Here is a 22,862-nt window from a genome sequence, read left to right as displayed (position 1 = left end):
AAAGGATAAAATCTTTCGGATGACACACTCTAAAGGATAGCATTGGAGGAATTCGAGATGAATATGCTATTCGCCTTTCTTATGTTGTTTACTAACTGGTATTATGTCCCGGTTGAAACTCCATCCCTGCCGGCAGAAGTAAAAAGCATTGATTTAAAGCTTAAACGCAATGAGCTGGCAATCACGTTTTTTTCGCTGCAGGAGGGGGAGTCTGCCTTAATCCAGCATCCGGATGGAGAGAATATCCTTATTAATACAGGCGGTGAAGGCTCTGGGGAAGAGCTTTCAAAGCTTCTTGGACTATATAATGTGGAACAAATATCGACTATTATCATGACTGAAGAAGATGCCAGCTCAATGGTGAATGCCGGAAGCATCATAAGGGAATTCGGTGTTAAGCAGCTTGTTGCCGGCCAGGGGCTGGCCCGGAAACGGATGGAGGAGCTGGAAGAGTTTGAAGAGGTGAATATCCATATATGGAGCGCCGGCACAAGGCAGCAGCTTTTCCATAATTTGAAGGCAGAGGTCCTGTTCGAAAATGAAAACCCGAAAGAAGGGATGGATCTTGAGCTTACACTTATGAAGCATAAAGTGCTGCTGCTCAATTCCAGCAGCCTTGATGCAGAGAAGGCCCTTCTCAAAAAAAATCTTTCGGATGTAAATATAGTGAAGATGCCAGGCTTCGGGCAGGGCAATTCGGTTTCAGGGCAGCTGATCAAACATCTTGACCCTCAGATAGCCGTCATCTTCCAATCCAGGAAAGTGAGGCCCGATGAAGACCTTTTCAAAATGCTGCATGAAGCATGGATCGATGTGTATTATACCGGGGTCCATGGGACCGTCACAATAAAGTTCACTGACTTAAACTATGAGGTGATCACGATTTCCCCCGGTGAAGCGCGGTAGACTGTGTGGCATAAAGGAAAGGCTCGCACCCGGCACTATTCAAAAAAGCTGCGCATGATTGCGCAGCTGAAAGACGTTGTGGACTAGAAGAAAATTTTTGGTGAATCATGCATCTTTGGTTAACGGATGATAACATCACCTGTTATAATATTGGCAAAGACCGTTATAAGGATAGTATTAGCTGTCCGGGCTGTATTATCAGCTGCAATATTTGTCAAAGGTCCGGAGAGAGGAGCAGAACAATGGAAAGCAAAATAGAAGTGCTGTCGACTGTAAAAATCAGCAACAGTCCCGATTTGTATAAAATCGTCGATTCCTTAAATAGGACATTAAAGGAGAAAGATTTAATGTTCGGCCTGGCACTTGACCAGGAAGATCAAAATAAAGCGGTATTCACCATTTATCGTACATAAAGCAGAGTGATAATATGAAAAAATGGATCATCATCAGCATCATTGCGGCCGCCATTCTGATCGGGATAGCATCTAAAGTTTATATTGCTTCAACTGAGCCGGTCAAAGCCGCTTCAGAAAAAGCATTTGAGAGGGCAAAAGAAGAGACTGCACTCGAGAAAATGGACAGCTTTACCCTTTATCACGGACAGGAAACCTTTTACGTCCTGCAGGGAAAGGATAAAGAAGGAACAGAGCTTATCGTCTGGATTCCTGAGAAAAAAGGGAAGCCGGTTGTCAAAAATGCAAAAGACGGCATATCTAAACAAGAAGCCATTGAAATAGTCCAAAGGCAAAAGCAGCCTAAAGAGATTATTTCTGCGAAGCTGGGGATGGAAAAGGGCTTTCCTCTCTGGGAAGTGTATTATCGCTCTAATGGCGGCCTGATCAATTATTATTATATTCATTTTGAAACTGGGGAAATGCTCAAGCGGATTGAAAATTTATAATGAGGATGAAATGGAGGCGCAAGCTATGAAAATAAAGCTAGCAGGCAGGGTGGAGGCACTCACGCCTTCTTCAACGCTGGCAATAACGGCTAAAGCAAAAGAGCTGAAAGCCCAGGGCCATGATGTAATAGGGCTGGGGGCAGGAGAGCCGGACTTCAACACGCCGCAGCATATCATAGATGCTGCTTTGGCTTCAATGAATGAGGGGCACACGAAATATACTCCATCTGCAGGTCTTCCCGCGCTGAGAGCCGAAATAGCTGCAAAGCTCAAAAAAGACCAGGGGCTCGACTACAAAACCAATGAAACTTTTGTCGGAAGCGGAGCGAAGCATGTGCTATACACCCTTTTCCAGGTGCTTCTTGATGAAGGAGATGAAGTCATCATCCCTACCCCATACTGGGTCAGCTATCCTGAGCAGGTGAAACTGGCAGGAGGCGTCCCTGTATACGCGGAAGGCTCTGAGGAGAATGGTTTTAAAATCACTCCACAGCAGCTGATGGATGCGGCTACAGAGAAAACCAAAGCAGTCATCATCAACTCTCCGAGCAACCCGACCGGAATGCTTTATACGGAGGAAGAACTGAAGGCGCTTGGGGAAGTGTGCCTTGAGAAAGGCATTCTGATTGTATCGGATGAAATATACGAGAAACTTGTATATGGCAATAACCGCCATGTGTCCATTGCCCAGCTGTCGCCTGAATTAAAAGAGCAGACCATCATCGTGAATGGTGTTTCTAAATCGCATTCCATGACAGGCTGGAGAATCGGCTATGCAGCGGGCGGCAGCAGGATCATCAAGGCAATGACCGATCTGGCGAGCCACAGCACTTCAAATCCGGCCACTGCTTCCCAGTACGGCGCCATAGCGGCTTATGCCGGCACACAGGATCCGGTTGAGGAGATGAGGCAGGCATTTGAAGGCAGGCTGGAAAAGATCTACGGAAAGCTTGTGTCTATACCGGGATTCACCTGCATTAAGCCGCAGGGTGCATTTTATTTATTCCCGAATGCGAGACAGGCAGCCGAAATGACTGGTTACAGAGATGTAGATGCATTCGCCGAAGCGCTTCTTGAGGAAGCACTGGTAGCGGTCATTCCCGGATCCGGTTTCGGTGCTCCGGACAATATCCGCCTTTCCTATGCAACCTCGCTTGAATCTTTGGAAGAGGCTGTTGAACGTATCCGCAGGTTTGTGGCAGATAAGACCCAGTAATAAAAAGGGCATAACTGCTGCAGAGATGTTTCCGCGCTTCAGAAATGGCCAATGCTTTTACGCTTACATCATTAAAAGGAAAATAAAAGGGATCCGCTTATGCGGATTTTTTTATTCATATGCACTCAGGCCATGCGTTGTTTTCAGACCTAATTTCTGCCAGCATTGCCTGTTATTCACCTTACTGGCCCTGAATGTTCATGATATACTCTAAAGGAGGTGTCCAGGATGAAAGAAAATATTATCAAGTGGCTCCAGGAAGGGAGCCTGTCGATACCAGGTGCCCTCTTGGCCCGCTATCATAAACTGAATATAACTGAACAGGAACTCGTCCTGCTATTGCATATATCTTCCTTTATAGAAAAAGGCAGAGACTTTCCTACTCCAAATGAAATTTCGTCCAGAATGACGATTTCTGATACAGCTTGCACAGATATGATCCGGAAACTGATTCAGAAGGGATTTATAGAAATACTCGACGGCTTTTCGGAAGAGGGAATACGCTTTGAAAAGTATTCGCTTGATCCCCTTTGGGAAAGGGTGGTTGACCAGTTTCTCCTCGATGATAAACAAAAGAATCTTAAATCCCATCAGCAGGAAGAAATGGATCTGTATACATGCTTCGAAAAAGAATTCGGCAGGCCGCTTTCGCCTTTTGAATGTGAAACGCTGGCAATGTGGATGGATGATGACCACCATGACCCTGTCATCATTAAAGCGGCATTGCGGGAGGCAGTTATATCCGGAAAGCTGAATTTCCGTTATATCGACCGCATTTTATTTGAGTGGAAGAAGAATGGGATTAAGACAATTGAACAGGCGAAGAGCTTTGGACGCAAATTCCGTCAAAACCAGCCGCAGTCAAGGCAAAAAACGGATGAACGTCCTGTTCAGCAAAAATCAATTCCTTTTTACAACTGGCTTGAGCAATAAAGTTAATGGCGGGAGACTTCTCCCGCCCTTTTTATATGATATTCTGGATTCTCCGGTGCCTGAAGAGGGTTTGGAGGGACAGGATATAGAGAAAAGGTTAAAATAATATAAACATATATAAATACAGAGTGGTGATACAAATGCTGAATAAAACACAAATCAGGCATTGCCTGGATGTTATGGGCGAAATGTTCCCTGATGCCCATTGCGAGCTTAATCATGGAAACCCTTTTGAACTTGTTATCGCGGTTGCCCTTTCTGCTCAATGTACAGATGCGCTGGTCAACAAGGTTACCAAAAACCTGTTTCAAAAATATAAAACGCCAGAGGATTATTTAGCTGTTTCCCTTGAGGAGCTGCAGAACGACATCAGGTCGATTGGCCTGTTCCGGAACAAGGCAAAGAACATCCATAAGCTCTGCAGGCTGCTGATTGACGAGTATGATGGCATTGTCCCGCATGACAGGGATGAACTTACAAAGCTGCCGGGGGTCGGAAGAAAAACGGCAAATGTCGTCGTTTCTGTGGCTTACGATGTGCCTGCAATCGCTGTAGATACCCATGTGGAAAGAGTCAGCAAACGGCTCGGGTTCTGCAGATGGAAGGATTCTGTTCTCGAAGTAGAGAAAACATTGATGAAAAAGGTGCCTGAGGACGAATGGTCAGTTACACATCATCGGATGATTTTTTTCGGCCGATATCACTGTAAGGCACAAAACCCGCAGTGTGAAATCTGCCCGCTTCTTGACCTTTGCAGGGAAGGCCAGAAAAGGATGAAGAGGAAATAATGGAGGAGAGCGAAAAAATCATGCTGAGAGTGCCTCCTGAAGTATCCCATCCCTTTCTGTTGGGAAAGGAGGAAGCATGGGAGCCAGCTTGGGCAGCTGAGTTTCAGGCAGATGCTATCTTCATCTATGAGGTTGCTTTTTATCATGGAATTGAAGCCCTCAAGCCATGGGAGAAGGGTGAAGAGTTCTTTCCGGTCAGGATTGAACAGTGGAAGGAGGTAAAGGCCTCCATTGGCGCTTTGCATGAGAATCGGGAGAGGACGGGACTGAAGGAATTGATGAGGCATGCAATAGGCCTTTTCCTTCAGATGCTGTTCTGGACCAACGGACAGCCGGCCAGGCTGGATATTCCTGATGAGTTTATTAATTTGAGTGTAAAGCCTGCTAATCTAAATGAACGGCTGGAATTTGTTTTGTCCAGGCCGCTCCTTTATCATTCGTTCATCCAATTATGTGAGCTGCAGGCTGAATTAGAAAAGCAGCGCCAAAAGAAAGCCAGCATAGAAAAAGCGTTTAAGCACAAAGCTTAAACGCTTTTTACATTTATGATTACTAATGAAAGATGCGTAGGACTAATTGCTGCCGTCAGACCCGGAGCCGCTGCCTGATCCAGTTCCGCTTCCCGAACCAGAGCCAGAACCAGATCCGGAGCCAGATCCGGAACCTCCAGAACCGGTTCCTGACCCGGATCCTCCAGAGCCGGACCCAGAGCCATTTCCGCCGCCGGAGCCGGTCTGTCCACCGTTCTGGCCGGTTTGCCCGGACTCACCGCCGGAGCCGGATTCATCCTCAGAACCGCTGTCGTCACCTTCTCCGTCATCTTCTTCATTTCCTCCATTGCCATTACCGTTGCCATTGCCAGGATTCTGATTGTCTTCCTCATTTTCCTCATCATTCTGGTTAGCATCGTCATCCTGGCTGCCGTCTTCCCCATCTTCAGGTTCTTCCTGTCCATCATCCTCAGGAGCTCCCGGGATGGTGACAGAAACAGAAGCAGGATCGCTGCGCATATCATCTCTAAACGCCGTTACGCTGAAAGTATATGTGCTTCCAGGGGAAGGAGCTGTGAACCTTAAGCCTTTCTCAGCTGTTACCGCAGGCTGCTGGCCGCTGCCGTCAACCGAAGCATTCACCTCGAATTGCACGCCTTCTTCTGAACCATATTCCCAGCCAACCACGACTTCATTGGCTTCAGGATCAAATACTGCTGATAAGCCTTGCGGCGCATCAAGCTTGTCGTATTTCTTTGAAACCTGTGTAGGCGCTTCTCCTTTAACTGCATATTCAGTAAGGATCTGGTCGCTTGGCGTATAGGCGCTTGCGAGCTTTGAAGTGCCTTTTTCAATCTTTACGACTTCTACGCTTTTCGGCATTTTGAAGTCAGGTGTTTCTTTGCCTTCAGACACATGGGCAATCAGGTTTTTAAATAGATTTTGAGCTATTTTTTGGTCTCTTCCGTTTGAAGGAAGGTAATTCTTCCTGTCTTTATAGCCAGTCCATACGGCCGCTGTATAATTCGTTGTATATCCTGCAAACCAGGCATCTGGAACGGCCCCGTCAGGGACATTGTATTTGGCTATTTCATCACTGCTGTAATTAGTTGTTCCAGTCTTTCCTGCAATTGGCAGGCCTTGTACGTTGGCCTGCTGGCCGGTGCCATAAGAATCCTTTACAACACTCTTGAGCATGTCAGTGATCATAAAGGCAGTATAATCTTTCATTACAGCCTTGGATTCCGGTATCAGGTCAAGCTTAGTTCCATCCCGAAGTTCAACGCTCTTTACAGTATGGGGGGCGTTGTAAATGCCGTTATTCCCAAATGCGCTGTATGCGCCTGCCATTTGCATGGATGTTACTCCATTTTTTAGTCCTCCGATAGCATAGGACTCCTGGATATCTTCCAATGGAATTCCCAGGTTAACAGCAAAATCTTTAGCCTTTTCAAGGCCGACTTCCTGCAGGGCCATGACTGCTGGCACATTGCGGGAACGGGCGAGTGCTTCCCTCATACTCATCGGTCCCATATGGCGGCCGTCCCAGTTATTGAATTTGGTCCCATTGGAATATGCATAAGGCTTATCATCCAATGTATGGTAAGTTCCCCAGCGTTCATATTCAATTGCCGGTCCATAATCTAAAATTGGTTTAATGGTTGATCCAGGCTGGCGTGTATGGCTGGTTGCATAGTTGAAGCCAAATTCCACATCAGAGTTTCGGTTTCCGCCAAGTGCCCGGATTTCCCCTGTCTTTGTATCCAGGAGTGTTATGCCCGCCTGGAATTCTTCATTTGGAAATTCTACAATTTCATTGCCGTTAAGCATTGTTTCCACATATTCCTGTGCATCTTTGTCCAGTGTTGTGTATATTTTGAGTCCATCTGTAAAGACATTAATCGTTGGATATTTATTATCAATTTCCTTAATGGCCTGCCCAATGAAGGAATCATAAGGGATGTCTCCATTGATTTTTCGATTCTCTTCCGCGACCAGGGAGGATGTGACCGGAATCTTCTTGGCCGCTTCCATTTGCTCTTTTGTGATGTATCCATGCTTATTCATCAGCGTCAGTACAATATTCCGCCTTTTTTCAGCCTTGTCCGGGTGGTTGAAAGGATTGTAATTGTTCGGGCTTTGCGGCAGTCCTGCAAGCAGTGCTGCTTCGTGAAGCTCAAGATCCTTCAGCGGCTTGCCGAAGTATGTTTCTGATGCAGTCGCGAACCCGTATGAGTATTGCGACATATTCACTTTGTTCATATAAAGCTCTAAAATTTCATGCTTCGTATATTTACGTTCCAGCTGGATGGCCAGCCATGCTTCCTGAGCTTTACGGGAAAGCTTTTTATCAAACTCAAGGAAATAGTTTTTAGCTACCTGCTGTGTGATGGTGCTCGCGCCTTCTGCACCGAAGCCTTCTGTGATGTTGGCAAGGACTGCACCGCCGAGACGGATCGGATCTATGCCATGATGTTTATAAAAGCGGGAGTCTTCTGTTGCAATAACGGCTTCCTCAACGATCTTTGGTATGTCCTCATACTCGACATAATCCCTGTTTTCGGAACCAATGGTCGCAATCTGCTCCCCGTTCATATCATAAATTTCAGATGCGATAGCGGATTTCAGCTTCTCTTCATCAAGCTTTGGCGTATCTTTGACCATGTATGCAAATGCACCGGCTCCGATGATGATGCCGGCAAGCCCAAGTGCGATCAGCACCAGAAATATCTTTTTGAAGATACCGCCATTTTTCTTTTTGGGAGTTTTTTTCTTTTTGGTGCCGGCAGACTGCTGCTTCCGGCGTTCCTCCCTCGAGTTGTAGTTTTCTGCCATATATATATTCATCCTTTCTTACATCTGCATAAAATCATGTAAGATTATAAAGATAATCTATTACTTTAATATAGTCAATCCTGGGCTGGAAGCCAAGCTGGATCCTATGGCCATTTTCTTCTATTTCCGTTTTCGCAATAGATTTGCGCCCGCCATTCTCCATCCTCTCCCAAAATGGGAAAAGGGAGCCGGCTTCCAAAAGGAAGATTTCTTCGCTCTCTGAGAAACGGAGCAGCACAAAGCAAATCCCCCCCTGGGCAACTACCCGGCGCATATGGGATATCTGGTGGTCATGGAAGTTCTTAAGGGGAAAAGAAGTGCTATTCTTCGTTTCCTTCGCTTCAAAATCAACATATCTTCCTTTATAAAGGCCGTTATAATCTGTTGTTGAGGCTTGCTTGAAATAAGCCTCCTTAATAACTGCAGCACTTCTTTTCGGATAGTCCACATTTACAATCTGGACCGGAGTGGGCTTTTTATGAATTACAGCCAGCCCTCTTTCCAGGTAAAAAGCATTCGTTTCATTTATATCATCCTCTAGTGTCATCCCCCTGTTGGAATATGTCCATTTTTTCTCCTTTTTCACAGGCGCAGCAGCCGTCTTTTGCGGCAAATACTTTCGTCCGTTTGGATAGTGGAAACTCAATTGCATTCACCTGCCCGTTTTTCTTTGCCGGCATGCCGGCAATCGCTCACTACTCATCATACCAAAAGTGCCGGCTGGAATGTTGAATAAAAAGCACCAAAAAGTGAACGATAAAAGCAGTGAGCAAGGAGGTTTGCTTTGAGAAAGACTGCCAATTACACACTTGACAGCTCCGAACGGGTGCTCGCCGAAGAAATCCGTTCGATTGCGGATCATTATAACAAAGATAATATCAGCCGGACTGATGCATATTTTGACTATTATCAGTCCCACCCGGACATACAATGGGCTTTCCTGGCAAGTATGGTTTCCAGAAATGCAGGCTGGAATATGTGCGATCTGGAAGAGGCTTCATTGACCTGCCTCCTTGGACCGGAAATCAGGGAGCGGCTTTTCCTTACATATGAGCGTGCCAATTGGCTCATTTTCTCAGATGCCTTTCCACAGCTGCTTCTCTATGAATATTCGACGAAAAAAAACTCACCAATGTTTCATCTTCTGCCATTCTTTCATGTTTCTTCATTTATGGAAGCAGAATGGAACCGCTACTGGCGTGGGGGAGACAGGCAAAGGCTGATGACAGCCCTCATTATCAATGAACAAAATCTGATCCAGCGCCCTGTGATTGAACATCCGGTATATAAAAAGAGGGTGTTTCATTCACTGTTTTTTTCCATCCAGGACTGGATGCATTTCAGCTCGGTCCTCTTTCCAACCTGCAGCGGCCGGCTTTATGGCGCAAGTGTAAAGAAATTCAGGAAAACAGACGAAAGGATCAAGCTCGGAAAACGGCTTGCAAGGATTTTGTTCTCACCCATTCTTTTTCCGGAGTTCCTGAAGTTCGCAGGAAAAGTGCCCCACACGGGATCTAGGGCGGATTATGAAAAATTCCTCAATGTCGGAACAGGGCGCGCCATGCAAACCTTAAAAGATACTTACCCCATTATCAGCCATCACATACATGAAAGCCATGATTGGTCAAAGGAGAGAAGGACCAACCCGGATTGGTTTGCAGAAGAAGGGAAAATCAAAGAGCCTGTCTTGATGACAGAGTGGTTCCTGCATAAGCAAAGGCAGCTGGAACGGGCAGCAGGAATAAAGAAATTTATCTGTTTTAAAAGTTAGACCCAGCGTTAGTTTTTTGACAATAGGGTGGGGCGGATCAGCTGTAATTGAGAATCATTTAGGTAAATGAGTTGGAAACACTTCATGCACCTGGGCAATTAAATCAGCAAAAATGAATAGAACACGAGGCAGGAACCACTATTTCAGCAAAAACGAAAAATAGCGGTACCAGAACACGAAGCTGGAACCACTATTTCGGCCAAAATGAAAAATAGCGGTTCCAGAAGACGAGGCTGAAACCACTATTTCGGCCAAAATGAAAAATAGCGGTTCCAGAACATGAGGCTGGAACCACTATTTCGGCCAAAATGAAAAATAGCGGTTCCAGAAGACGAGGCAGGAACCACTATTTCGGCCAAAATGAAAAATAGCGGTTCCAGAAGACGAGGCTGAAACCACTATTTCGGCCAAAAAGAAAAATAGCGGTTCCAGAAGACGAGGCTGAAACCGCTATTTCGGCAAAAAAGAAAAAAACGGTTCTGGACACCAGCCGGAAACACTATTCTCATAGACTCTATCTTATTGGATGAAGTTTCCCTGATTCCGGAACCTTGGTTTTATTAGTCCCAATTCAAACACTGTACAGCCAACAGTACAAAAAAAGCAAGGGATCCCCCTTGCTTTCATCAGGTGGAAGGTCTGTCCGGTCCTTCCAGCTTTTTACTGCCATATCCAGCTTTTGTTTCTTCCTGCTTTTTCGGCTGAACCTTATTTTGTTTTTCCTTGTTTGCCATCTTTCAACACCTCCATCATCTAGTGTGTTCAATCCCCATTATTTCATCCATCCAAGATGTCGAAACGGTCTTCCTTTATTGAAAAATTTAACTTTCTTTGACGAATCGCTTCTAGTTTTGTCAAGGGGGAAGGGAAGTATAGAGAGAAGGCGAATACAGTGAATAGCAATAAGCCGCACAGTCGGGCAGGTATATGCAAAAGGGAGGTTATATGATGAAACACACTTCACAGAAAGAAGAATTGCTCCATATGCTGAATGAGATATATGACCAGCTGGAAGAATTGGATGCAGCACTTGAGACAAGCCTTTCAAAATTCAGGGGACAAATGGCAGAAGAACATCAGCAAAAGATGATATATTGTGAATCAAGGCTGTCCAAAGCTGAAAAAGGGTTTCAGGAGATCGGGAAAAAGGACGGCAGGGACCGAAAGATGACAGGCGGTAATGACAGCATTAAGCTTGAATTGGGCTATTAGGTTGTCTAAAATAAAGAATAATCCTTTAGTAGCTGGATAACCACGCTACTTTTATTTTTTTGGACAAATATCCAACTGGAGATGAAATATATGAAAGAGGCAAAACAATTAGACCGGCTGACTAGAGAGCTGCTGGAATGTACGGAGGAAGCGGCAGTTCATTACCGGCAGGCGCGGGAGAGGGGAACAAAGCCTGATTTCTATGCGGAAGTGAAGCCTTTTGCCGATCGCAGCAAACACCTGCTGGATGAATGGTCCTCTCAGGCTGCCGGCTGGATTGCGGAAAACAGGCCCAAGAACCTGCATGAAAATCAGATTAGTTCGGCAGCAGAGCATATAGAGCTGATTACGGTCCAATGCTTTTTCCCGGAAACAAGCCGGACGCGTTTTATTAATTACTATAACTCCACCAAATATGTCCTCAATGTGCTCCTTGGCCATTTGGACGAAAAAAAATAAAGCCTGCAGGACAATTGTCCGCAGGCTAAGTTTAATTGGATAAAAGCTTTGCGGCCCGTATCCCGCTTTACAATCCGGGGATCAATTCTGCAGGTTTGCTGCTGCGGTGAAGGAACAGTCAGCTTCAGCTCCCTGTGCTTCAAGCTCACGAATAAGGTTGCGGTATTCATTAATGGTGATCTCATTATGGATATAGGCTTTTTTGGCGAAATCCAATAATTCATTGACGTTCTCGGGGCTATAATCTTTCAGCTGCAAAAATTTGACTCTCAGTTCGTGAATGTTCATTAATGTTCCTCCTCCGCCTTTTTCAATATCGTATCATGAAACAAAAAAGTTTCTCCGTTTTTAAAAAATTGAAACTTCCGACAAAATTCATCATAAGCAGACAATACCGGATAATCTTGCCTGCAATGCACAAAATGGGCAGAAGCTTCATATTTTAAAGTAGTGACCAGTATTAGGAGGATGTCTGCCCATGTTTCAAAAAAAGAGAAGATTTCCGGCACGAGTGCTGCAGCAAGGGGGCAGCGGCATAAACGGCCGGCACCGGTACTATTCTGCATTCCCGACTATGCAAGGAAGCCCCCAGGCCCAATATCAGCCCCAGTACCAGCCTTTTGCCGGCAATCAATCAGCATACTTCAATCCTTTTCAGCAGGCACATAATCCGCCGCCCTATTTCCAGGGATATCAGCAGCATATGCAGCCCCCGATTCAGCCTCAAGTCCAGCAGCCTATAAGCCAGGGGCTTTTTCAAAATCCGCTGCAGCAGGAGGAAGCATACCAGCAGCCCCAAAGCCAGCAGCCGAACAATCCGTATCCTTTCATGAATCCTTACCCGAAGCAGTCTTTTATGGCAAAACAGCCTTCAGGGGTCCAGTCGATCATGAATTCCTTTAAAGGCCAGGATGGATCCCTTGATTTCAATAAAATGATGAATACAGCCGGGCAGATGATGAGCGCGGTTAATCAGGTTTCATCAATGGTCAAAGGGCTGGGAGGCATATTTAAGGTATAAGAACAGCTGATGCAGGCTGTTCTTTTTTATGTGGTCTTCATTAATGCGGGGGGGCGGAAATTTCGGAATTCATGGAATATTATTGACAAAATTGTGAAGGGATTGGAAAATGTAAACATTGACTGTAGGTCATATAAAAAGGGGTGGTCAATATGCTTAGGCAATTACAGCAGCTTATCATCGTGGTACTGCTTATTCTTCTCATTGCCTCACTGCCATTGATGGTAACCGCCGATCCGGAAACACAATCGCTGAGCTTCAGTCCGGGCGCGCTGCCGCAGGTATACGGCGAATTTTTCACACAAATAGCTGATGGGGATTTGGGTACTTATCAGCAGGGGACCAGGACACGGTCCATCGGGGAGGATATCGGAAGGTTCTTTATTACAAGCCTGAAGATCATGGAAGCAGGGATCCTGGCAGCGGTCTTGCTCAGCCTTGTGTTCGGTGTCTTTATCAGCAGGTTCCGGGCAGCCAGGGGTTTCAATTATATCCTTAACATTTTGGCATCTATACCGGATTTCATCATTATAGTTGCTAGCATGATCCTTGCCGTAAAATTTTATAAAATGACGGGGATCAGGATTATATCCCTAAGGCCGGATTCCGGTGCGCTGAACACGTGGTTTCCGACAGTGCTTGTGGCGATAGCCCCAACATTGTATCTGTTTAAGCTGGTGGCAGTGAAATACTATCAGCTGAGCGGCGAAGATTATATCAGGACCGCGGTGGCTAAAGGGATGCGGCTGGATTATATCAATCTTCAGCATGTTTTTAAAAACATCGAGCCTTTTATCCTTGCTGAAATGACAAAGGTAATTTCGCTTGGGATCGGCAATTTATTTATCGTTGAGTACATAATGAACGTTTCAGGAATCACGAAATTCATTTTCCAGGCTAATGGATTCCAGCCTATTGCAATCGGCTTGTTTGCAATGCTTTTGATGTCATTGATTGTTTATCTTTCTATCAGAATATTATTTTACTTATTTAAGCGGGTGCTGATCCATGAATAAGCTGCTCAGAGTGAATTACTCATTGTATATTGGCATATTTCTAGTCAGTGTTTTGCTTTTCTTTGCAGTTTTCGGGCCGTATCTGGCGCCCCACCAATTGTCTGAAGCGCTGGAGACGCAGTATAAGGATGGTAAGGTGCTTGCACCGCCGATCCAGCCGTTTGAATCTGATGAATATCCATTGGGGACTGACCGGTGGGGCTATGACATTGCATCTATGATTCTCAATGGTCTGAAATATACGGTCTTCATCGCGATTGCCGTAACTTTTATCAAGATGGTGCTGGGTACAATTATCGGCCTGTATGTGGGGACCTGGAAGCGGACACCGGGATGGATGCTGGCGTTTGAAAATGCCTGGAGCTTTGTCCCGCTGTTTCTGATCGTTTATTTTTTCTTCAGGGGAATCAATACACTAACATTCATTCCGACATGGAAGCTTATCGCGCTGTTCATCCTGATCACTTCCCTTGTCAGCATTCCAAGCATTGTCTCATCTGTCCGGCAGAAAACGGCAGAGCTGAACAAATCTGTATACATAGAAGCAGCCAGGGCATTGGGGGCAGGGAGGCACAGGCTCATCTGGAAACATATTTTCCCTCAGCTCAAGGAAACATTTCTTGTCATGTTCATTCTTGAGATTGTCTATGTGATTACCATTATGGGGCAGCTTGGCCTGCTGGAGATATTTGTCGGAGGTACAAGAGTCACTTATGATCCGCTCCTGTTCCATTCCATAACGAAAGAGCTGGCAGGGCTGGTCGGCCAGGCAAGGGGGAATATTTATGGGAACCTTCATATTTTAATGGTGCCTCTTGCAGTCTTATTGATCACGACCATATCATTCAGCCTGCTGGCCAATGGCATGAAAAACCGCTTCCAGTCCAATTATCAAAGAACACCTTGGATCAAAACCGGACAGGAGCCAAAGCTGAAGCCGGTAAGGAAAAATTATGATTCCGAAAAAAGAAGGAAGTTCCTGTCGCCTGAGCCGCTGGCGCTTATAATCCTTTTGATTCTCTTTATCAGTGCCGGCACCTATGTGTATGCCACAAAGGATCAGAATATAGGAGTGAAAAACTTCAGCCAGGCTGAATATGACCTTAGCCTTAAGATGAACAAGCAAGGAGAATTCTCATCGACGGCCAATATTGAAGTGAGGAACGAGTCAGAGGATGCATGGGATAAACTGGTGTTCTATTTTATCCCGAATGTATTCAAGGAAGGCCATTCATTCCAAAGCGTGGAAGGCTACGCCTCCGTTACTCTGGATTACATCAAGGTGGACGGGAAGGAAGCCAACTATGAACTGCAGGATGATACCTTAACCGTCTTCCTTTCAGAAAAAATGGATGAAGGCGATAAAGGCAAAGTTGAGATAAACTATGAATTCACCCTTCCTGAAAAAGGAAATCGTTTCTCAAAGGTGGATAAAAATTATTACCTTGCCCAATGGTACCCGATGCTGGCAACCTTCCGTGAACATAAATGGAATAAGGAAGAATATTCCGAAGGGCTGGAAACCTATCATACCGATTTTTCGGATTATAAGGTTACCTATGATATACCAAAAGGCTATACGATTGCCTCAACAGCAGATGAAGACCCGCCAGCTTCTGAAACCAGGGGAACTTTGAAGGCTAAAAAGGTCAGGGATTTTTTCATCAGTATTCTTAAGGATACAAGCGTATATGAAGCCGAAACGGAAAATGGGGTAAAGGTGAGGCTTTTTACAAAAGAAGATCATAATAAAGACCCTGAACAGTCGCTCGAGCTTGCGAAAAAGGCTCTGACATTCTACCAGGATAATATCGGGGAATACCCTCATGAGACGCTTGATGTCGTCCTGGATGAAGGCCAGTTCATGGAATATCCGGGCATCGTCACGATCAATCCGTATATTGAAGATTCGTATTTCTACCAGGTTTCCATCGTCCATGAGATAGCCCATCAGTATTTCTACGGAACCGTTTCTAATGATCCTTATTATGAAGCCTGGGTGGACGAGGGGATTACAGAGTTTGCAACCAGCATGTATTTCTATGCAGGAGAAGGCGAGGGGGAAATGAGGGCATTTTCTCTTCCCTTTAACCGGATGAAAGGCATAGAAGAAGAAAACGTTAAAAGGCAGCATTCAAATGTGCCTTTAGATGAAGTGGCTCATAACGGGTATGTGTACGGCCAGCCGGCAGTAAAGCTGCTCGAATTGGTCAATAACCGCTTTATGGTTAAAGGCAGTGACCCGCGTGATGTGGGAATGGACTTCCTCTCAGCGTATTATGAAAAGTATAAATATAAAGAAGTGGATTCCGAAATGTTTGCCGATTTTGCTGCAGATTACTTCTTTGTGCCGCGAGGCTATTTTACAGATTGGCTGGAGCTCGAATAGCACTCTTCAGCTGAAGAACTATATGCAAAAAGCTCCCTTGCTGCAGCCGCAAGGGAGCTTTTCACTCTCTAAAGAGGAAACTTGGCTGCCTCTGGCAGGGAATCTGCTCAATAGGCATTAATTGTTTTCATCAATGATGATTTTCTTGCCTGATTGCTTAGCTATCCGGATGATCAAGAGACCGTCCTGGTATGACGCCCTTACCTTTTTTTCATTGATAGGCTGCGGGAGCGGGATGGTTCTTGATGATTGCTTCACCGTCTGCTTCCGGCTGAAGGTCCTGTGTTTATCATCTTCCTGCAGGACGGTTTCCGCATGGCTGACTGAAATGGTAATATAATTATCCAGCACATCAATATGGATCTGCTCTCTTTTTATTCCCGGCAGCTCTGCTGTAATATGATGCTCTTTATCGGTTTCAGATACCCTGACAGAAAAGGTACTCTGAGGAAAGGGGGTCTTAAAGAAATCATCAATGCTCTGCAAGAACCCTTTGACGGGTTTTTCCTGAAAGAATGTGTTCATCGATTTCATGATATCGCTGAATGGCTCATTTTTCTCTTTCTTTTTTGGGCCATCAGGCAGCTGTGAAGACATTCATGCATCTCCTCCCAAACAGAATCTTGGGATATAGTATGCAATTAGCGCCCGATTGGTCCCTTTCAGGGAGACTCAGCGTTTTACTTACAGGTTAAGAAAGGATATAACTTTTTACGAATTCGATTACTGTCTGGCAGCTGCGCCTGCCCCCTCTAGGTCACAAGCCAATCCTCCCAAAAAGGCAAAGACAGCCTTTCCGGGAGAATCGTCATGAGGCCCCCAGGATGCGGGTCATGCAGAGGTTGCCACAGGACGTGGCGTTCTTAGTCTGCGTTCCTTAAAGGTGAGCAAGGCGCTTCCGCTTTTCTTATAGATACCTTATTTTCCGCGCGAAAATATTTTTGATCCCCTGGGAAAGGAGATTGAAGGTGAATATAGAAAAAGTCATAAACAAAGCTGCAAAGAATGGAATCCAGATCGGGCCCCGGATGTCGATGAACGCATCCTGCAGAAGCATCGGCCAGGAGATGGAAGTGTTGACAAATTCCCATAGCCCTGTTGGCATCTGGACAAACTGCTGAGAAATGAAGATGCCGACAAAGCCAAGCTGTCCCAGGAGGAACATGACTTTTCCCAGATCTGAAATCATATAGACCAAAATTTTTCCGTATAAAAAAGGCATGTAATATCGTTTGAACATGGCAAAGGGAGTGGTTCCTGCTGCTATTCCCCCTGTAATGAACTCTTTAGATGATACTTCATCAAACTCCAATTTGATCATGTCGGCAGCCCTGGCTGCTTCAGAAAGGGCAACCACAAGGATCAGCCAGAATGGCCGGTCTTCAGCAAACAATAAAGGCGGCAGATTAACGACTAGTATGACAATGATAATGGTCGGGATATAGGATAAGAAGCCATTCAGCCATTTCAGCACAGAATCGGCAGCAAGCACTTTTTTATGCGCCAGGAACGCAAAGGGAATCGCCAATGCATATCTGAGCGCTGTAATGACAACGACAAGGAAAAGCGTTTCCTTAGCGCCAAGCACAATGATGCTTAAGAGATCCCTGCCTGCTTTATCCGTTCCGAGGGGGAAGTCTTCATTTGGCCCATATGGCGGGATGACAGGCTTTCGGTTTTCATCCATTATGTAAGTGATCGTCGACAGATCACGGTCGATAAAAGGGAGGAAAGGGCCAATAAAAGCAATAAAAGCCAAAATCCCAAGACAAAGCAGGCTTATAAGAAATACACTATACTTTTTCCATTGAAATTTTTTGATCATATCAGTTCACTTCCCCCTGACCTTTTTGGCATAAAAAGATATTTAGCTGATTGAGAGGCCAGTATGGTTAAAAACATCAGCACCAGAAATGGAAGCATCAGTGCAAAAGAAGAAACATCATTATAATTCAGGATGCTTTTAAGCAGATTGTTTCCCGCTCCCTCGTAGCCGGATAACTTCTCCACAATCGGCAGGCTTGACAGGATGTACAGCATAATGAACTGTGCCTGATTGAGAAGTGTCCCGGCACAGTTAAAAAGGATATGCAGATAAATTCTTTTCTTTCCCAGCCCTTTTGAGTAGGCTGTCCGGATATAATCCTCCCCGCTTTCCTTGTCCATTGCAGCAGCGGTAAAATTGACCATATGAATGAAAGGAAAAAGTGTCAGTGAGATCATTGGGAGGAGAAAACTGTACCAATGCTCGTGGCCGTAAAGTGTAATCTGCGGAAATCCCAATTGAATCAGCTTGATCAATATATACTGCAAGCTCATATACAGAAAAAAATCCGGAACAGATGAAAACAGCCAGGACAGCGCTTCCTGAATTTTGCCCCGCATACGGAGGCGCAGAGAAAACTTTGCAATTCCGGTCAGTATGCCGGCTGCCATGCTGATAAAGAAAGCAGGAAGGATGATTCCCAGGCTTCTTTTCATATATAGGATGGTTTCTTCTGATACTTTCCTACCGGTCCGGCTCTCGCCGAATCCGTTTTCTTTCTGGATAAATTGAAAGAAGGATTTAATTTTATTTTTGTATGCCTCTGCACTGAAAGGATAATCCATTTCAATGTGAAATGCGGAAGGCTGATGGATGACCGGTTCTCTTGGCAGCAGCAGAATCAAGAGAAAGCTTGCCAGCACAAGGAGAAATATGAACAGCTTTTTAAGTAATAGCATAAAACGATTGACCCCCATTCTTCTATATATCTGTTAAAATAGGTTTTCCGCGGCTGAAGAGCGCTTTTCTAAAAAAATATATCTGAATTGTCGCAAATTTTATACTATCAGTCAATTTGTTTTTGGAAAAATCTGATAATCTCAAAAGCGTTTGTTCGAATCGTGTTCCAAAATAATCCAACAATAAAACGAAAGAAAATCCTTTTTGAACGAACGTTTATTCGGTAGAATGAGTGTATGAGGTGAACGGAAAATGAAGCTCAGGAAAAATCTCCAGGAGATATTGAATGATTTAAAGATGACTGAAGAATTCAAGGACAATATTGTCCATTGGCATACTATTGAAGAAAAAGAGGCAAAAACAGAGGAACTGCCGGAGGATATACATCCGTCCTTGAGAAATGCATTGGAAAGGCGGGGCATCAGCCGCCTTTATACACACCAGAGGTCTGCCTATGCGGCTGCTTCTGAGGGAAAAAGCCTTGTGGCTGTCACACCCACTGCATCTGGCAAAACACTATGCTATAACCTTCCCGTCCTGCAGACGGCCGTTAGCGACCCGAAAGCAAGGGCATTGTATATTTTCCCTACCAAAGCACTGGCCCAGGACCAAAAGAGTGAAATAAATGAACTGATCCAGGAAGCGGAGCTCCCTGTCAACAGCTATACGTATGATGGCGATACTCCTGCAAATATAAGGGAAAAAGTGAGGAAAGCGGGCCATGTTGTCATAACAAACCCTGATATGCTGCATTCGGCGATTCTGCCCCATCATACCAAATGGGTTTCTTTTTTTGAAAACCTCAAGTACGTTGTTATTGATGAGGTTCATATATACAGAGGCGTGTTCGGCAGCCATGTGGCAAACGTGATCCGCAGGCTCAGGCGCATCTGCCGTTTCTATGGGAGCGACCCGCTCTTCATCTGCACATCGGCTACCATTGCCAATCCGCTTGAGCTTGCTGAAAACCTGACAGAAAAGAAAATGGCGCTGATAGACAATAACGGGGCGCCAAGCGGAAGGAAGCACTTCTTGTTCTATAACCCGCCAATCGTCAATAAACCGATGAATATACGGCGCAGCGCTACGCTTGAAGCAAGGAAGCTGGCAGGAAGGCTCCTGAAAAACCGCATACAGACCATTGTATTTGCCAGGAGCCGGGTCAGAGTCGAAATCCTGCTCACCTACCTCCAGGAGCTGGTCAAGCACCAGCTGGGTCCGAAAGCCATCAGAGGCTACCGGGGAGGCTATCTGCCGACAGAGAGAAGGGCGATTGAAAAGGGACTGCGTGCGGGTGAAATCTACGGGGTCGTCAGTACAAATGCATTGGAGCTTGGCGTGGATATCGGCCAGCTTCAGGTCTGCATCATGACGGGTTATCCGGGATCTATCGCAAGCTCGTGGCAGCAGGCGGGACGGGCAGGGCGGAGGCATGGCGAGTCTCTCGTCATCCTTGTTGCAAGCTCCAGCCCCCTGGACCAGTACGTCATTCAGAATCCGGACTACTTTTTCAATAAAAGCCCGGAAACGGCCAGGATCAATCCTGACAACCTTATCATTTTAATCGACCATATGAAGTGTGCCGCCTATGAGCTGCCTTTTAAATATGGGGAGAAATTCGGCACTGCAGATACGGAGGAACTTCTTGAATATCTGACAGAGGAAAGGGTGCTTTATCAAAACGGCGATAAATGGCACTGGATGAACGATTCTTTCCCTGCCCACAATATCAGCCTCCGGTCAGCTTCACAGGAAAATGTTATCATCATTGACCAGTCCGACATTGCAAACGTGAAGGTCATAGGGGAAATGGACCGTTTCTCTGCGATGACGCTCCTGCATGATGAAGCCATCTACCTCCATCAGGGCACCCAGTTCCAGGTTGAGTATCTGGATTGGGATGAAAAGAAAGCATATGTGAGGGAGGTTGATGTGGATTATTTCACAGATGCCAATCTGGCCGTCGAGCTCAAAGTGCTTGAAGAAGATAAAAACAGGTCACGCGGTGAAATGGAAATCGGCTATGGCGATGTGAGCGTGCTGGCCATGGCAACGATTTTCAAGAAAATCAAGTTTGAGACACATGAAAACATCGGATCCGGGCCGATCCACCTGCCTCAGGAAGAGCTGCATACAAGCTCGGCATGGATATCCATCGGCAAGGAGCAGATCCAATTTGATGAGGACCGTATTGAAGAAGGTCTGATCGGGACCGCCCATGCCCTCAAGCACATAGCCCCATTGTTTGTCATGTGCGACCCGCAGGATATTTTCGTCGTACCGCAAGTAAAGGCAGCGCATAATGAGAAGCCGACCATCTTCTTTTATGACCGCTATCCGGGAGGCATAGGGCTGAGCGAAAAGCTCTATGATGGCATTGAAACGGTCATACAAAAGGCTGAAGGCATGGTAGCAGGCTGCTCCTGCGAGAACGGCTGCCCATCGTGCATTGGGACTGACTCAGCTATGAATACGGCAAAAAGCGATGTTTTGAAGCTTTTGGCTTTATTCAGAAAAACGGCTATGAAGGGGGAGCGGTATGAGCCTCAAAAATAAGCTGAATCGATTAAAGCCTCATCTCTCAAAAGAACAGGGGAGTGAACCGGCTAAGCCTGTAGAGGCAGCAGAAGCCGCCGAGGATTTTATGATACATCACCTGTGGAAGGAAAACGGAGTTGTCCCATTCCATTTTGAGGATACCTTCTGCCTTGTCAGGGAAAAGGAATATCCGCTTGACTGGAAGCATGGGAATTACCGGTTCTCTGATTTTGCAGCAGCTGTGGAAGCATGGAACAGCAGGGATGTGTCCCATCCGCTTTCCTCTGCCGGGCATCAGCCTGAGGAGCTGTTCTTTTTTGATACAGAAACAACGGGTCTTGGCGGCGGCACCGGCAACACGATTTTCCTCCTGGGCCATGCCAGTGTTACGCGTGATGGTGTGAAGCTCAAGCAGCATATCCTTCCCCATCCCGGTGCAGAGGTGCCGCTTTATAAGAGCTTCCTGGACAGCGTGGATTATACAACCATGGTCACCTATAATGGCAAAGCTTTTGACTGGCCGCAGGTGAAGACAAGGCATACCCTTATCAGGGAACAGGTGCCCAAGCTTCCGCCTTTCGGGCATTTTGATCTTTACCACGCATCCCGAAGGATCTGGAAGCACAGGCTCGAAAGGCTGAAGCTTTCCATCGTCGAGAAGGAGGTGCTTGGTGTTGAGCGGAAAGATGATATACCAGGCTTCCTTGCACCCATGATTTATTTTGATTTTGTCCAGACAAAGAACCCCGAAGGCATGCTCGGGATCATGAAGCATAATGAAATCGATATTCTGTCGCTTATAACGCTGTACACACATCTATCCTATCAGCTCCTTGGGCTGGACGGCAGACAGACAGCTGCGGAAACCTATGAAGTAGGGCGGTGGTTTTCTTCTCTTGGCAACACTTCTTCGGCGAAAGCAGCCTTTGTCCAGGCAGCACAGACAGACAATGAAGAGTCGTTAAAGGCCAGGAATGCACTTGCGTTTGAGCACAAGAAAATGAAGGACTGGGAACAAGCGGCCGCTCTTTGGCAGGAATGCGCCGATTCGGATGGCAATCCGAAAATTACGGCAGAATCATCCATTGAACTGGCAAAATATTTTGAGCATCGCAGCAAAGATCTTGGGCGGGCAGTCCATTATGCTGAAAAAGCGAGAATGGCGCTGGCAGCCGTTCCTGCATCAGGTACCTCTGATAGGCTTAAGCCGGAAACAGATAAGCGGATCCGGAGGCTTTATGCAAAGCTGGAAAAAGAACAGTCCCGGAATCGTGACCGTTTCAGCATGTGAAAAAAGCGCAGCTTCAGGAAAGTATCATCCTGGCTGCGCTTTTTGCATCAAGGCAAGCAGGTCTGCCCGCTGTAACAAAACTTTAATATTTCTATGCGCAAAAACCATTATTTATTAGTTGTCTGTACCTCATTGAAGCTGTAAAATTGAATGTTGTATGCTACATACAGTGAATAAAAAGAGTGAGGCTGGTTTGGATGTATAAAGCAATATTGTTCCTGTTTTTTGTTGTCATCTGTCTGACAGTCATTATTTTTTCCAGCATGAAGGACAGCTTTTATGTTATGCTGTAGCGAAAATACCGCGGCAACTGCATAAAATTAGGTGTTTTCATTAGTACAAGATTCCCCCTTTCATCATAACTTGTTAG

21 protein-coding genes are annotated in these 22,862 nt (G+C 45.7%); 15 read left to right on the top strand and 6 right to left on the bottom strand.

What is annotated here, in order from left to right:
• Window positions 1–57: 57 nt before the first annotated feature.
• The 7 genes from ACQCVH_RS21645 to ACQCVH_RS21615 all read left to right on the top strand — a co-directional run bounded on the left by ACQCVH_RS21645 (window position 58) and on the right by ACQCVH_RS21615 (window position 5,274).
• Entirely contained in the window at window positions 58–906 is an 849-nt protein-coding gene (locus ACQCVH_RS21645) for a ComEC/Rec2 family competence protein (protein ID WP_426837658.1), read from the top strand.
• Between the two features lie 242 nt (window positions 907–1,148).
• Complete coding sequence (locus ACQCVH_RS21640; RefSeq protein WP_224901011.1) at window positions 1,149–1,319, top strand: YpmA family protein; 171 nt, start codon at window positions 1,149–1,151, stop codon at window positions 1,317–1,319.
• A gap of 14 nt (window positions 1,320–1,333) precedes the next feature.
• The gene (locus ACQCVH_RS21635; RefSeq protein ID WP_426837657.1) at window positions 1,334–1,807 is read left to right on the top strand and encodes a cell wall elongation regulator TseB-like domain-containing protein; all 474 of its coding nucleotides are present in this window, start codon (window positions 1,334–1,336) and stop codon (window positions 1,805–1,807) included.
• A gap of 31 nt (window positions 1,808–1,838) precedes the next feature.
• Window positions 1,839–3,023, top strand: coding sequence for a pyridoxal phosphate-dependent aminotransferase (locus ACQCVH_RS21630; RefSeq protein WP_426837704.1), 1,185 nt, complete (start codon window positions 1,839–1,841; stop codon window positions 3,021–3,023).
• Between the two features lie 228 nt (window positions 3,024–3,251).
• The gene (locus ACQCVH_RS21625) at window positions 3,252–3,956 is read left to right on the top strand and encodes a DnaD domain protein (RefSeq protein WP_426837656.1); all 705 of its coding nucleotides are present in this window, start codon (window positions 3,252–3,254) and stop codon (window positions 3,954–3,956) included.
• Window positions 3,957–4,096: 140 nt separating this feature from the next.
• Window positions 4,097–4,744: an endonuclease III gene (nth, locus tag ACQCVH_RS21620; RefSeq protein WP_426837654.1), complete on the top strand. Its 648-nt coding sequence runs from the start codon at window positions 4,097–4,099 to the stop codon at window positions 4,742–4,744.
• Window positions 4,744–5,274 (top strand): YpoC family protein, encoded by a 531-nt coding sequence (locus ACQCVH_RS21615; protein ID WP_426837653.1) that lies wholly within the window; start codon window positions 4,744–4,746, stop codon window positions 5,272–5,274. The genes nth and ACQCVH_RS21615 overlap by 1 nt, the downstream gene beginning before the upstream one ends.
• 42 nt (window positions 5,275–5,316) lie before the next feature.
• On the opposite strand, the gene ACQCVH_RS21610 is transcribed toward ACQCVH_RS21615, so the two are convergent.
• Both ACQCVH_RS21610 and recU read right to left on the bottom strand, forming a co-directional pair.
• A complete protein-coding gene (locus tag ACQCVH_RS21610) occupies window positions 5,317–8,070 on the bottom strand; it encodes a PBP1A family penicillin-binding protein (RefSeq protein WP_426837652.1) in 2,754 nt (917 codons plus the stop codon).
• A gap of 34 nt (window positions 8,071–8,104) precedes the next feature.
• Complete coding sequence (recU, locus tag ACQCVH_RS21605; RefSeq protein ID WP_426837651.1) at window positions 8,105–8,722, bottom strand: Holliday junction resolvase RecU; 618 nt, start codon at window positions 8,720–8,722, stop codon at window positions 8,105–8,107.
• Between the two features lie 132 nt (window positions 8,723–8,854).
• On the opposite strand from recU, the gene ACQCVH_RS21600 reads away from it, so the two are divergent.
• The 3 genes from ACQCVH_RS21600 (at window position 8,855) to ACQCVH_RS21590 (ending at window position 11,512) form a co-directional block, all read left to right on the top strand.
• Window positions 8,855–9,841, top strand: a complete 987-nt coding sequence (locus ACQCVH_RS21600) for a DUF2515 domain-containing protein (RefSeq protein ID WP_426837650.1) — start codon at window positions 8,855–8,857, stop codon at window positions 9,839–9,841.
• Between the two features lie 945 nt (window positions 9,842–10,786).
• Complete coding sequence (locus ACQCVH_RS21595) at window positions 10,787–11,053, top strand: hypothetical protein (RefSeq protein WP_426837649.1); 267 nt, start codon at window positions 10,787–10,789, stop codon at window positions 11,051–11,053.
• A 90-nt stretch (window positions 11,054–11,143) separates the two neighbouring features.
• Window positions 11,144–11,512 (top strand): YppE family protein, encoded by a 369-nt coding sequence (locus ACQCVH_RS21590; protein WP_426837648.1) that lies wholly within the window; start codon window positions 11,144–11,146, stop codon window positions 11,510–11,512.
• Between the two features lie 81 nt (window positions 11,513–11,593).
• Here the strand turns inward: ACQCVH_RS21590 and ACQCVH_RS21585 are convergent, their stop codons facing one another.
• Window positions 11,594–11,800, bottom strand: coding sequence for a YppF family protein (locus ACQCVH_RS21585; protein WP_426837647.1), 207 nt, complete (start codon window positions 11,798–11,800; stop codon window positions 11,594–11,596).
• Between the two features lie 190 nt (window positions 11,801–11,990).
• Between ACQCVH_RS21585 and ACQCVH_RS21580 the strand changes: the two genes are divergently transcribed.
• The 3 genes from ACQCVH_RS21580 to ACQCVH_RS21570 all read left to right on the top strand — a co-directional run bounded on the left by ACQCVH_RS21580 (window position 11,991) and on the right by ACQCVH_RS21570 (window position 15,938).
• Window positions 11,991–12,533 carry a YppG family protein gene (locus ACQCVH_RS21580; RefSeq protein ID WP_426837646.1) on the top strand — a complete coding sequence of 181 codons (543 nt, stop codon included), beginning with the start codon at window positions 11,991–11,993 and terminating at the stop codon, window positions 12,531–12,533.
• Between the two features lie 152 nt (window positions 12,534–12,685).
• On the top strand, window positions 12,686–13,549 hold the full coding sequence (locus ACQCVH_RS21575; protein WP_426837645.1) for an ABC transporter permease subunit: 864 nt from the start codon (window positions 12,686–12,688) through the stop codon (window positions 13,547–13,549).
• A complete protein-coding gene (locus tag ACQCVH_RS21570) occupies window positions 13,542–15,938 on the top strand; it encodes an ABC transporter permease subunit (RefSeq protein WP_426837644.1) in 2,397 nt (798 codons plus the stop codon). Before ACQCVH_RS21575 ends, ACQCVH_RS21570 begins: the two co-directional genes overlap by 8 nt.
• A 117-nt stretch (window positions 15,939–16,055) precedes the next feature.
• Here the strand turns inward: ACQCVH_RS21570 and ACQCVH_RS21565 are convergent, their stop codons facing one another.
• The 3 genes from ACQCVH_RS21565 to ACQCVH_RS21555 form a co-directional block, all read right to left on the bottom strand.
• Complete coding sequence (locus ACQCVH_RS21565; protein ID WP_426837643.1) at window positions 16,056–16,535, bottom strand: Hsp20/alpha crystallin family protein; 480 nt, start codon at window positions 16,533–16,535, stop codon at window positions 16,056–16,058.
• Window positions 16,536–16,845: 310 nt separating this feature from the next.
• A complete protein-coding gene (locus ACQCVH_RS21560) occupies window positions 16,846–17,763 on the bottom strand; it encodes a peptide ABC transporter permease (protein ID WP_426837642.1) in 918 nt (305 codons plus the stop codon).
• On the bottom strand, window positions 17,760–18,662 hold the full coding sequence (locus tag ACQCVH_RS21555; protein ID WP_426837641.1) for an ABC transporter permease subunit: 903 nt from the start codon (window positions 18,660–18,662) through the stop codon (window positions 17,760–17,762). Before ACQCVH_RS21555 ends, ACQCVH_RS21560 begins: the two co-directional genes overlap by 4 nt.
• A gap of 253 nt (window positions 18,663–18,915) precedes the next feature.
• Here ACQCVH_RS21555 and ACQCVH_RS21550 point away from each other — a divergent pair, with 253 nt between their 5' ends.
• Together ACQCVH_RS21550 and ACQCVH_RS21545 are read left to right on the top strand one after the other, a co-directional pair.
• On the top strand, window positions 18,916–21,219 hold the full coding sequence (locus ACQCVH_RS21550; protein WP_426837640.1) for a DEAD/DEAH box helicase: 2,304 nt from the start codon (window positions 18,916–18,918) through the stop codon (window positions 21,217–21,219).
• Window positions 21,203–22,492, top strand: coding sequence for a ribonuclease H-like domain-containing protein (locus ACQCVH_RS21545; RefSeq protein ID WP_426837639.1), 1,290 nt, complete (start codon window positions 21,203–21,205; stop codon window positions 22,490–22,492). Before ACQCVH_RS21550 ends, ACQCVH_RS21545 begins: the two co-directional genes overlap by 17 nt.
• The last annotated feature ends 370 nt before the right edge of the window (window positions 22,493–22,862 follow it).

Origin of the sequence: Bacillus infantis, assembly GCF_050107595.1 — a bacterium.
Classification (GTDB): domain Bacteria; phylum Bacillota; class Bacilli; order Bacillales; family Cytobacillaceae; genus Bacillus_AB; species Bacillus_AB infantis_C.
The sequence above is the reverse complement of the archived record's forward strand: the minus strand, read 5'-3'. Positions and strand labels throughout refer to the sequence as shown.

What these genes read in the sequence shown, in the direction of transcription:
- ACQCVH_RS21645 (WP_426837658.1), top strand. Translation starts at nt 58, where the DNA reads ATGAATATGCTATTCGCCTTTCTTATGTTGTTTACTAACTGGTATTAT.
- ACQCVH_RS21560 (WP_426837642.1), bottom strand. Translation starts at nt 17,763, where the DNA reads ATGATCAAAAAATTTCAATGGAAAAAGTATAGTGTATTTCTTATAAGC.
- recU (WP_426837651.1), bottom strand. Translation starts at nt 8,722, where the DNA reads ATGCAATTGAGTTTCCACTATCCAAACGGACGAAAGTATTTGCCGCAA.
- ACQCVH_RS21555 (WP_426837641.1), bottom strand. Translation starts at nt 18,662, where the DNA reads ATGCTATTACTTAAAAAGCTGTTCATATTTCTCCTTGTGCTGGCAAGC.
- ACQCVH_RS21580 (WP_426837646.1), top strand. Translation starts at nt 11,991, where the DNA reads ATGTTTCAAAAAAAGAGAAGATTTCCGGCACGAGTGCTGCAGCAAGGG.
- ACQCVH_RS21640 (WP_224901011.1), top strand. Translation starts at nt 1,149, where the DNA reads ATGGAAAGCAAAATAGAAGTGCTGTCGACTGTAAAAATCAGCAACAGT.
- ACQCVH_RS21550 (WP_426837640.1), top strand. Translation starts at nt 18,916, where the DNA reads ATGAAGCTCAGGAAAAATCTCCAGGAGATATTGAATGATTTAAAGATG.
- ACQCVH_RS21545 (WP_426837639.1), top strand. Translation starts at nt 21,203, where the DNA reads ATGAGCCTCAAAAATAAGCTGAATCGATTAAAGCCTCATCTCTCAAAA.
- ACQCVH_RS21595 (WP_426837649.1), top strand. Translation starts at nt 10,787, where the DNA reads ATGATGAAACACACTTCACAGAAAGAAGAATTGCTCCATATGCTGAAT.
- ACQCVH_RS21615 (WP_426837653.1), top strand. Translation starts at nt 4,744, where the DNA reads ATGGAGGAGAGCGAAAAAATCATGCTGAGAGTGCCTCCTGAAGTATCC.
- ACQCVH_RS21585 (WP_426837647.1), bottom strand. Translation starts at nt 11,800, where the DNA reads ATGAACATTCACGAACTGAGAGTCAAATTTTTGCAGCTGAAAGATTAT.
- ACQCVH_RS21625 (WP_426837656.1), top strand. Translation starts at nt 3,252, where the DNA reads ATGAAAGAAAATATTATCAAGTGGCTCCAGGAAGGGAGCCTGTCGATA.
- ACQCVH_RS21575 (WP_426837645.1), top strand. Translation starts at nt 12,686, where the DNA reads ATGCTTAGGCAATTACAGCAGCTTATCATCGTGGTACTGCTTATTCTT.
- ACQCVH_RS21635 (WP_426837657.1), top strand. Translation starts at nt 1,334, where the DNA reads ATGAAAAAATGGATCATCATCAGCATCATTGCGGCCGCCATTCTGATC.
- ACQCVH_RS21610 (WP_426837652.1), bottom strand. Translation starts at nt 8,070, where the DNA reads ATGGCAGAAAACTACAACTCGAGGGAGGAACGCCGGAAGCAGCAGTCT.
- ACQCVH_RS21570 (WP_426837644.1), top strand. Translation starts at nt 13,542, where the DNA reads ATGAATAAGCTGCTCAGAGTGAATTACTCATTGTATATTGGCATATTT.
- ACQCVH_RS21590 (WP_426837648.1), top strand. Translation starts at nt 11,144, where the DNA reads ATGAAAGAGGCAAAACAATTAGACCGGCTGACTAGAGAGCTGCTGGAA.
- ACQCVH_RS21565 (WP_426837643.1), bottom strand. Translation starts at nt 16,535, where the DNA reads ATGTCTTCACAGCTGCCTGATGGCCCAAAAAAGAAAGAGAAAAATGAG.
- nth (WP_426837654.1), top strand. Translation starts at nt 4,097, where the DNA reads ATGCTGAATAAAACACAAATCAGGCATTGCCTGGATGTTATGGGCGAA.